This window comes from Rubellimicrobium roseum (genome assembly GCF_006152145.1).
In the GTDB taxonomy this organism is placed as follows: Bacteria; Pseudomonadota; Alphaproteobacteria; order Rhodobacterales; family Rhodobacteraceae; genus Rubellimicrobium; species Rubellimicrobium roseum.
The window spans coordinates 1-3,380 of the sequence record NZ_VDFV01000110.1 but is presented as its reverse complement, the minus strand read 5'-3'; the positions used below and the strand labels follow the sequence as shown (position 1 = coordinate 3,380).

General features: G+C 66.5%; 1 protein-coding gene. It reads right to left on the bottom strand.

Going from position 1 to position 3,380, the window contains the following annotated elements:
• Positions 1 to 138: 138 nt before the first annotated feature.
• Entirely contained in the window at positions 139 to 2,454 is a 2,316-nt protein-coding gene (locus FHG71_RS22865; protein ID WP_139084092.1) for a Tex family protein, read from the bottom strand.
• Between the last annotated feature and the right edge of the window lie 926 nt (positions 2,455 to 3,380).

The following is a 3,380-nucleotide window of genomic DNA, read 5'->3' as shown; positions in this document are numbered from 1 at the left end:
CACGAGGCGGTGTCAAATATCGACATCGCGATGCCGTCCATGAGGCGTGACGGGCTTCAGCCTGAGCGCCACGTCAGAACGTGCTCAAGATAGGCCCAGGCTCAGCAAGCCAATGAGCTGCATTCGCAGGCACTTCGGTCAACGGCCAAACTTGCCTTTCAGTGCATCGGCGAAGGGATTGCCGGCCGAGGCGCCTGACTTGGGGCCCACCGAGGACGGCCCGCGCGTAGGGACTCTCTCCTTGACAGGTCCGCGCTGGCGCGCCTGCTCCCGCGCCTCGACAGAATCGCTTCGCATGGTCAGACCGATGCGCTTGCGCGCGACATCCACCTCGACCACGCGGACCTTCACGACATCACCGGCCTTCACCACCTCGTACGGATCCTTCACGAAGCGATCAGCGAGCTGACTTACATGCACCAGACCGTCCTGGTGCACGCCGATGTCCACGAAGGCGCCGAAGGCCGCGACGTTGGTGACCGTTCCCTCTAGGAGCATTCCTGGCGTCAGATCACCGATCTCGTTCACGCCATCCGCAAAGGTGGCAGTTCGGAACGAAGGCCGGGGATCACGTCCCGGCTTTTCCAGCTCCGCCAAGATGTCCTTGACCGTAGGCAGACCAAAGCGCTCGTCCACGAAGGCGTGCGGGTCCACACCCTGAAAGGCCGTCGCGTCGCCTATCAGACTGCGGATATCGCGCCCGCAGGCCTTCACGATCTTGCGCGCCACCTCGTAGGCCTCGGGGTGGACGGCTGAAGCGTCGAGCGGTTCCTCGCCTCCGGGAATCCGCAGAAAGCCTGCCGCCTGCTCGAAAGCCTTGGGGCCAAGGCGCGACACCTTGAGAAGCTCGCGCAGGGTGCGGAACGGGCCGTTGCCATCTCGATGCGCCACGATTGCTGCCGCCAGAGAGGTCCCCAAGCCCGAGACCCGCGCGAGCAGCGGCGCCGAGGCGGTGTTGAGATCGACGCCGACCGCATTGACCGCATCCTCCACCACCGCCTCGAGCGACCGGCCCAGTCGGCCTTGGTCCACGTCGTGCTGGTACTGACCCACGCCGATCGACTTGGGCTCGATCTTCACAAGTTCCGCAAGCGGATCCTGCAGGCGGCGGGCGATGGACACGGCCCCGCGCAGCGACACGTCAAGGTCGGGGAATTCCTTGGCAGCCAGTTCAGAGGCCGAGTAGACCGAGGCTCCGGCTTCGTTGACGATCACCTTGACCGGCTTGTCGTTGCCCGGCGACGCCGTCAGGAGGTCGGCCACCATCCGTTCGGTCTCGCGGCTCGCGGTGCCATTGCCGATGGCGATGAGACGGACCCGGTGCGCCGCGATGAGACGGGCCAGCGTGACCTGTGCTCCCCGCAGGTCGTTCCGCGGCTGGAAGGGATAGACCGTGTCGGTCGCCACGACCTTGCCAGTCGCATCTACCACTGCGACCTTCACGCCGGTCCGGATGCCGGGGTCAAGGCCCATGGTGACCTTGCCCCCGGCCGGCGCCGCAAGGAGCAGGTCCTTGAGATTGCGGGCGAAGACGCGGATGGCCTCCTCTTCGGCACGCTCGCGCAGTTCAGTCATGAGGTCGATCGACAGACTCGTCCGGATCTTCACGCGCCAGACCCAGCTCGCCGCTTCGCGCAGCCATCTGTCCCCTGGACCGGCCCCCCGGGCATTCAGCGCGGCCGCACAGGCGCGCTCGGCCGGGCTCTCAGTACGGGCCGCATCGGCGTCGATCTCAAGATCCAGTGCAAGCACCCCTTCGTTCCGCCCCCGGAGCAATGCCAACACTCGGTGCGAAGGCGCGCTGGCCCAGGGCTCGGAATGGGCGAAGTAGTCCGAGAACTTGGCGCCTTCGGCTTCCTTGCCCTCGACCACCTTGGCTGACAGCTTGGCAACCTGCCTCATATGGCTTCGCAGGCGACCTAGAAGATCGGCATTCTCGGCAAGCCCCTCTCCCAGAATGTCGCGCGCGCCGTCCAGCGCAGCCTTGGTGTCAGGGACGGCCTCGGTAACAAAGGGCCGTGCCAGTGCCGTGGGGTCAGCGGCACGGTCGGCAAGAATTGCTTCGAGCAGAGGCTGAAGCCCGTTCTCGCGCGCGATCATCGCGCGCGTCCGGCGTTTGGGTTTGTAGGGGAGATAGATGTCCTCAAGTTCGGCCTTGGTCGTGGCCGCCTGGAGAGCGCTGGCGAGGACGTTCGTCATCTTCCCCTGCTCGGCAATCGACTGCAGGATTGCCGTGCGTCGCGCCTCAAGTTCACGCAGATAGGTAAGGCGCTCGGACAGGGTGCGGAGTTGCGTATCGTCCAGTCCGCCCGTTGCCTCCTTGCGATAACGGGCGATGAACGGGACTGTGGCTCCCGTGTCCAGCAGCGCGACGGCGGCAGCCACCTGCGCGTGCCCTGCGCCTATCTCTGCAGCAATGAGGTGAGGGATGCGGCGGGCGGCGTCTTGGGCCATCGAAGATCCTGCTGGCGAGGGAAGAAATAAGCGGCAACCATACCTCTCGCCATTATCGAGGCCAAGGTCCGGGCTAGCATCCACTGAGGTGGTAGACCTGCCGATGTAACCAGGGGTGACCATTGGGGTGTGCAGCTAAAGTGAAGCTGCCCGTCTTCACTTCAGCCGAGCTCATCAGGCTCCATTTCACTTGGGCACCTGGGCTTAACCAAGGAGGCAGGAGCATGGGCCGAGCCCGTGGCGATTTCTGATGCTGAGAGCATGGCCGACGGGAGCCCTGACGGGGGCCGGCACTGCCGCTGGTTTCTGCCCGGATGCCCCTGCCCGATCGCCTGATCGCGGCGGGCCGGACCGGCCGCTCCGGGGGGGCGGGGTCGCGCCGGGTCCCCAAGATCGGTTCTGGCGCAGCAAGCCGGCCCCAGCCTTCTCTGGCCGGCCACAACCCCCGGTCGGACCTCGCTCACGACGGCAATGGCGTGACCCGACGCTCGGGCCTGCGCGGCTGCTCGGACGGCGTCGAGGTCCCAGGTGGCCTGGAACAGGGATGTGGTCCGAGGTGTGCCTGCTATCGACGCCTACGACCGCGAAGTGCTCACCCGGGTCGCGCGCCGGGATCGGCGGTTCGGATCGGCGGAACATGCAGCGGAGGCCGTCGAGACGCGTTCCGGCGGCCGGGCGCTGCCACCGGCCGAGATGCTTATCGACAGCGGTTCCCCTTGCACGGCCAAAGATGCCCGCGTCTTCGCTCGCCAGTTCGGCGTCCCGCCTTGCGTCACGCCAGTGTGGAGTCCATGGCGACGGCACTTCGGAAACCCCCGTCCGCTCGCCCAAGCGCGACTGTGTCCAAGGTCACACCTGACCTGCTCCCCGGGTCTGGGCCACCCGGCTGGCTGTTCCGGGGGGGGGTGTTCGGTCCGGGCGGGCCC